The following is a 6,888-nucleotide window of genomic DNA, read 5'->3' on the forward strand; positions in this document are numbered from 1 at the left end:
TGGGGTTGTGGGGGGGGCCGTAGCCTTTGCCGCCCGCACCCGGGGGTCCGGCGGACTGCAGGGCGGCGTCGTGGGCGCGGTCGCCCACGGCCCCGCCGACGACGAGGTCGCTCAGCGGGGCGAAGGCGGCGGGGTCCTGCCGGGCGAGCCGGTTGAACAGCGGCGAGGTGAGCCAGAGCGTGGTGACGCCGTGCTCGCGCAGCGCGGCTGCGAGCCGGCCCGCGTCCAGGGCGGCGTCCTCCTCAGGCAGGACGAGCGCGCCGCCGTTCAGCAGCGGGCCCCACAGTTCGAAGGTGCTCGCGTCGAAGGAGACCGCGCCGGTCTGCAGGACCCGCATCCGGTCGGAGAACGCGACGAAGTCCGTGCCACGGACCAGCCGGACCACGTTGCGGTGGCAGACCATGACGCCCTTGGGCCGGCCGGTGCTGCCCGAGGTGTACATCACGTAGGCGAGGTCCTCGGGCCCGGCCGGGCCGTCGCTCTCCCCATCCTCGCCGCTCCCGGCGGCCGGGGCCGGGGCCGGGGCGCCGCCGATCGCCATCTGCGTGCCGCGGCCGCCGGGCAGTTCGCCCTCGCGGTCGCCCAGCAGCAGGCGCACCCCGCCGTCGTCGAGCAGGTACTCCACCCGGCGTTCCGGCTCGGCGGGGCTGATCGGCAGGTAGGCGGCGCCGGCCCGCAGCACGGCGAGGTTGGCGACGACCCACTCGGGGCTGCGCTCGGCGCGGACGGCCACGAGTTCGCCGGGGCGCACCCCGTGGGCGCGGATCCGGGCGGCGAGGGCGGCGGAGCGTCCGGCGAGTTCGCGGTAGGTCAGCGTGCCGTGCGCGCCCAGCACCGCGGGGGCGTCGGGGGTGGCCGCGGCCTGGCGGAGGAACAGCTGGTGGATCGTCGCGTCGCGCGGGTAGTCCTGCGGTGCTTGCATCGTTCGTTCCATCTCTTCGTGCTCCTGCCTCAGGCGTCCGCGCCGGCGGACGGCGCGAGGACGGGGCGGAAGGCGGCGTCGATCGCCTCCGCGACCTTCCGCAGGGCGTCGTGGTCCGGGGCGGTGCCGTAGACCACGCCCAGGTGGCTCTGGGTGCCCTCGCGCCAGTCCACGGACCGTCCCGGTTCCGCGTGCGTCTCGACGTGGCGCACGCCGGGCAGCTCGGCGAGTTCCGCCACCCCGTCGACCGAGGTGAGGGTGCCCGCCACGGCCGGCGGGGTGAGGAAGTACTGGTAGGTGACGCCCCGGTGGCGCGGGGCCGGGATGCGGGGCTGCCCGCCGAGGGCGACCTCGAGGGCGGTGCGCACCAGGTTGATCCCGGTGGCCCGGCGGAGGATCTCCGGGACGTACCCGCCGAGCCGGCCGTTGACCTCGATGATCCGGGGGCCGTCCGCGGTCAGCTTGATCTCGGTGTGGGTGATGCCGTGCCGGATGCCCAGGGCCCGCACCGCGGCGGCCTCCAGGGCCAGGGCCGCGGCGGCGTCCTCCTCGGTGAGGGTGGCGGGCAGCAGCATCCCGGTCTCCCGGAAGGGTTCGGCGAGGGCGAACTTGCCGGTGACGCAGACCTGCCGGGAGGCGGAGCCGGTGTGGACGGACTCCACGGAGACGTAGTCCCCCCAGAACTCGCCGGCCACCGCGGGGTCGCCCTCGAGCATCTGCTCGGCGACGAACTCGGTGCCGGCCGGGCGGGCGGCGGCCGTGGCGAGGAACTCCTCGGCGGTGTCCACCCGGGTGGTGTGCAGGCTGCCCGCGCCGATCCGCGGCTTGATCACGGCGGGCAGGCCGACCAGGTCGAGCGCCTGCGCCGGGTCGCCGCCGATCACCGCGCAGCGGGTGGCCTGGACGCCGGCCGCGGCCAGGATCCCGCGCTGGACGAGCTTGTCGACCAGCGCCGGGACGAGGTCGGGGTCGTGGTGGGGCAGGCCGAGGCCGTGGGCCAGCCGGGCGGTCTCGGCGAGCTGGTACTCGCTGTAGGTGACGATGCCGTCGACCGCGGCCTCCCGCAGCAGCCGCAGCCGCTCCGGCGGGTCCTGCCCGGTGACGTCGAGGACCTCGGCGAGGGCGAGCATGGCGGGCCGGTGGGCGGCGGCGCCGGGCCGGTCGAAGTCGGCGACGAAGAGCACGTCGCAGAGCCGGTGGGCGGCGGCCAGGATGTCGTTCGGGGTGGCGGAGCCGAGGTCGTAGACGACCGCGACCCTGGGCGTCCGGCGGGCGGGGGCGGTCACGGGCGTCCCGCCCCGGCCTCGGCGGACTGCCGCGCCGTCAGGTGCGCGGCGAGGCGCGCCGCCGTCGGCTGCAGGTAGAGGTCGCGCAGCGGTACGGACTGCAGGCCGGCGCGGCGCAGGGCGGCGGAGAGCCGCACCGCGAGCAGCGAGTTGCCGCCGAGGTCGAAGAAGTCGTCGTCGGGTCCGACCTCGGGTCCGAGGGTGGCCCGCCAGGCCCGCAGGACCACGTCGGCGAGGCTCTCCTCGGCGGGGGCCTGTGCCGCGGGGGCCTGCGCTGCGGGGGCCTGCGCCGCGGGGGCCTGCGCCGCCTCGGCCGCAGGAGCGGGGGCGGCCTCGGCCGCGGGGGCCTGCTCGGGCTCGGGCAGCCCGGCGGTGTCGACCTTGCCGTTGACGGTGAGCGGGATCGCGGACACCGCGGTGACGGTGGCCGGCACCATGTGCTCGGGGAGGACCTCGCGCAGCCGGCGCCTGACCTCGGCCACCGAGCCGGCGGGCCGCAGGACCACGTAGGCGTCCAGCCGCACCCCGGCCGCGTCGCCGTCGCCCTGGTGGAGCACGACGGCGCCCGCGGTGACCGCGGGGTCGTCGAGCAGGACGGACCTGACCTCGCCGAGTTCGATCCGGAAGCCCCGGACCTTGACCTGGTCGTCGATCCGGCCCAGGTGGTCGAGCCGTCCGCCGGGGCGGAGCCGGCCCAGGTCGCCGCTGCGGTAGGCGCGTTCGCCGGTCAGCGGGTCGTCGACGAAGCGTTCGGCGGTGAGTTCCGGGCGGTTCAGGTAGCGGTCGGCGACGCCCGCGCCGCCCACGTGGATCTCGCCGGGGACGCCGAGGGGTTGGACCCGGCCCCGGGCGTCGCGCACGGACAGGCTCCAGCCGGGCAGCGCCGTTCCCACCGAGCGGGATCCGGCGGCCACCTCGACGGGGGTGACCGTGGAGGTGGTGACGTGCACGGTGGTCTCGGTGATGCCGAACATGTTCACCAGCCGGCACCGGTCGTGCGGTTCGCGCCGGAACCACAGCTCCAGGGAGCGCACGTCCAGCGGTTCGCCGCCGAAGACCACCAGCCGCAGGGCGAGCGGCAGTTGCTGGTTCAGGTGGACGTCGCGCAGCGAGGCGAAGGCGGAGGGGGTCTGGCTCAGCACGGTGACCCGGTGCCGGACGAGCAGCGCGTGGAACTCCTCGGGCGAGCGCGAGACCCAGTACGGGACGACGACGAGGTGGCCGCCGGTGAGCAGGCAGCCCCAGATCTCCCAGACCGAGAAGTCGAAGGAGCTGGAGTGGAACAGCGTCCAGACGTCGTCCGGGCCCAGCCGCATGTCGTCGGCGGTGGCCGCCAGCAGCGCGCCGACGTTGCGGTGCGGCACGACGACGCCCTTGGGGCGGCCGGTGGAGCCGGAGGTGTAGATGACGTAGGCGGGCGCGTCGGGGTCGTCGGCGGGTTCGGGGGCGGCGGCAGTGGAGCCGGTCAGCGCGGCCGGGTGCACGGCGGTGACGCCGTCGGGGGCGGGGAAGGCGTCGAGGGTGGTGACCACCAGGCGCAGTCCGGCGTCCTCGGTGGTCCAGCGCAGCCGCTCGGCGGGGTAGCGCGGGTCCATCGGGACGTAGGCGGCGCCGGTCTTGAGCACCGCGAGCAGGGTGGTGACCAGGTCGGCGTCCCGCTCCAGGCAGACGCCGACGAAGGTGCCCGGTCCGGCGCCGCGTTCGGCCAGCGCGGCGGACATCCGGGTGGCGGCCTCGTCGAGCTGGGCGTACGTCAGTTCGCGGGTGGTGTCGGACAGCGCGGTGGCGCCGGGCCGTTCGGCGGCGATCCGGGCGAAGGCGGCGTGGACGGTGCCGGCCGCCCCGGCGGGGGCGGGCTGCGGCCGGCCGAGGCCGAGCAGGGCCGCGCACTCCTCGTCGGTGACCAGTTCGACGTCCGCGCCGACCCGGGCACCGTCGCCGGGGGCGTCGGCGGGCTTGGCACCGAGCAGGGCCGTCAGGCGGCCGGCGTGCCGGGCCAGTTGCTCGGCCACCTCGGGGTGCAGCGCGCTCCCGTCGTAGTCGAGGCGGCCGGCGAAGGTGCCGTCCGGCCGGGCGTCCCAGCTGAGGGTGACCGGGAACGGCAGTTCCAGGAAGGGCCGGTAGGCGTCGTCCCGCTCGGGGAGCAGCACGATGCCCAGGGCGGGGACGGGCCGGTCCGCGCCGACGGGCGCGGCGGCGGCGAGGGCGTTCTCGGCCTGCTGGGCCAGGTCGGCGAGGGGGGTGGCGCCGTCGACCGGCAGGTCGACCGCGGCGAACCGGTCGCGGTCGGCGGGGTCGACGGTGAGCAGGCCGACGGTCCGGCCCGGGTCGGCGTAGCGGGACAGCAGCAGGGCGGTGGCGGCGAGCAGGACGGGGGCGGGTTCCGCGGCGATCGCCACCGGGGCGATCGGCACCGTGCCGGTGCGGCCCGCGCGCCGGGGGTCGCCCAGGCCCCAGGCGGGCGGGGCGGCGTCCACCGCGGTGTGCCGGGGCAGGTCGCCGGGGGCGGTCAGCCGCTGCGCGCCGTCGGCGTCGGCGGTGCCGGCCAGGATCCGGCCGACGAGGTCGAGTCCGGCGCTGTCGGCGGCGCGGCGGTGGGCCACCAGGACCAGGTCGGCCGGGCCGTCGGCGTAGCGCAGCAGGACGGCGCGCAGCCGGCCGCCGTGGCCGGTCGGCCGGGCGGCCTCGCGGGCGCGCAGCGCCTCGGAGGCGGGGTCGGCGGCGGCCGCGGCCACCTCCTCGACCCACAGGCGGAGGTCCGCGGGGAGGGTGCCGGAGCGCTGGGCGGCGGCCAGCCGCTCGGCGGCCGCCTCGGCGGTGAGTCCTTCGGGCATCCGGCGGACGAGGGCGTGGCAGGCGCGGGCGGGCCGCGCGTCGAAGGCCGTCCCCGCGAAGAGGTCGGCAGCGCTGCCGGGTCCGGCCGTCGGGGGCGGGCTGATCCGGGTGGACATGCTGATCTCCTGGCTGGTGCGGGCGGTGGGCGCGGTGGAGTGGTCGGGTGCGCTCATCGCGTGCTGAATCCGCCGTCGACGGTGACGACGCTGCCGGTGACCTGGCGGGCGTCGTCGCTGGCGAGCCACAGCGCGGCCGAGGAGACGTCCTCCGGGTTGACCAGCGCGTTCATCGGCTGGGACTCCAGGAAGGCGGTCTCCTGGTCCTCCGGCGCGACGCCGAGCGAGCGGGCGACCTCCGAGAGCATCCGGCCCTCGAGGGTCGGCTCCTCGCGGACCTGGCCGGGGCACAGGGCGTTGACCCGGATCTGCAGGGCGGCGTAGTCGAGCGCGGCCGCCTTGGTCAGCCCGATCAGGCCGTGCTTCGCGGCGACGTAGCCGGCGAAGTAGCGGTAGCCGACCAGGCCCGCGGTGGAGGAGATGTTGACGATGCTGCCGGAGCGCTGCTTCGCCATGGCCGGCACCACGGCCTTGATGGTCCGCCAGGCGCCGGCGAGGTCGACGTCCAGCATGACGCCCCACTCGTCCTCGGTGATCTCGTGGACGGCCTTGCCGGAGGGGGCCGCGATCCCGGCGTTGTTGACCAGGACGTCGATCCGGCCGAACCGGTCGAGGGCGTCGGCCGCGACGGCGTCGACCTCCGCCTGCCGCCGCACGTCCGCCCGGGCGGCCAGCACGGCGGCGCCGCGTTCGCGGCACAGCCGGGCGGTGGTCTCCAACTGGTCGGCGGTGCCGAGCGGGTAGGGCACGTCGGCGATGTCCGCGGCCACGTCGAGCAGGACGAGGTCGGCGCCCTCCTCGGCGAACCGCAGGGCGCACGCGCGGCCGAGGCCGCGGGCCGCTCCGGTGATGAGGGCGGTCTTCTGGGAAAGTCGCACGTCAGCTCTCCGTGGACGCGGGCCGCAGCCGCGAGGCGATCAGTTCGAGCAGGGACTTGGCGTCCGCGTCGAGGTACATGTGGTCACCGGGCACGTCCACGGCGGTGAACTCGGCGGTGGTGGCGTCGCGCCAGCGCTCGGCCGCGTCGGCCGGGACCAGGTGGTCGTCGACGCCGCGGATCGAGGTGATGGGCGCGGCGAGCTTGCGCTCGGAGGTGGGCTTGTACGCCTCGTGCATCTCCACGTCGGCGCGGAGCGCGGGCAGCAGCAGTTCCCGCATCTCCGGGATCTCGAAGGCCGGGTGGCTGTAGCCGGCGAACTCCTGGACGCGGGCCAGGAACGCGTCGTCGTCCAGCCCGGTGGCGCGCTCCGTCCGGCCGTTCCACGGCCCCTGCGACCCGCTCACGAACAGGTGGACCAGCTCGCCCGCGCCGTGGTCGGCTATCCGGTGGGCCAGTTCGTACGCGATGATCGCACCGAGGCTGTGCCCGAAGACCGCCACCGGGCCCTCGCCGGCCGCTTCGAGGGCGGCGGCCAGCAGCCCGTCGGCCGCGTCCTGCACATTGGTGTACGGGTCCTGGTCCAACAGGCGTTCGCGGCCGGGCAGTTGCAGCGGCCGGACGTCGACGCCCCCGACGCCGAGGGAGCGCCAGGGCAGGTAGAAGCTGGCGCCGGCTCCGGCGAAGGGCAGGCACAGCAGAGGCGTGGCATGAAGCATCGGGCTCTTGGCTCCGTGGAGGAAGTTCGGGGATTGACGGGTCGGACCGCCACGAGGACCGTGCGCGGGCTGCCGACGGAGCGGCCGTCGTGGCCAATGCCTCAGGACGGAAGACAGCCCGACCCGCACCGGC

At 76.3% G+C, this 6,888-nt stretch carries 5 protein-coding genes; all 5 read right to left on the reverse strand.

The annotated features are described in order from the left end of the window. Window positions 1–934: AMP-binding protein (locus ACFUEL_RS31825; protein WP_380240389.1), on the reverse strand; the 934-nt coding region annotated here is incomplete at its 3' end. A 17-nt stretch (window positions 935–951) separates the two neighbouring features. After that, the gene (locus tag ACFUEL_RS31830) at window positions 952–2,208 is read right to left on the reverse strand and encodes an ATP-grasp domain-containing protein (protein ID WP_380240391.1); all 1,257 of its coding nucleotides are present in this window, start codon (window positions 2,206–2,208) and stop codon (window positions 952–954) included. Further along, on the reverse strand, window positions 2,205–5,216 hold the full coding sequence (locus tag ACFUEL_RS31835; protein WP_380240393.1) for a non-ribosomal peptide synthetase: 3,012 nt from the start codon (window positions 5,214–5,216) through the stop codon (window positions 2,205–2,207). The genes ACFUEL_RS31830 and ACFUEL_RS31835 overlap by 4 nt, the downstream gene beginning before the upstream one ends. After that, on the reverse strand, window positions 5,213–6,037 hold the full coding sequence (locus ACFUEL_RS31840; RefSeq protein WP_380240395.1) for an SDR family oxidoreductase: 825 nt from the start codon (window positions 6,035–6,037) through the stop codon (window positions 5,213–5,215). The genes ACFUEL_RS31835 and ACFUEL_RS31840 overlap by 4 nt, the downstream gene beginning before the upstream one ends. Before the next feature lies 1 nt (window position 6,038). Beyond that, entirely contained in the window at window positions 6,039–6,884 is an 846-nt protein-coding gene (locus ACFUEL_RS31845) for a thioesterase II family protein (protein ID WP_380240397.1), read from the reverse strand. Between the last annotated feature and the right edge of the window lie 4 nt (window positions 6,885–6,888).

The sequence above is a fragment of the Kitasatospora sp. NPDC057198 genome (assembly GCF_042670125.1).
In the GTDB taxonomy this organism is placed as follows: Bacteria; Actinomycetota; Actinomycetes; order Streptomycetales; family Streptomycetaceae; genus Kitasatospora.

Excerpts from the sequence above, each read along its gene's own strand:
- ACFUEL_RS31835 (WP_380240393.1), bottom strand. The coding sequence starts at position 5,216 with ATGAGCGCACCCGACCACTCCACCGCGCCCACCGCCCGCACCAGCCAG.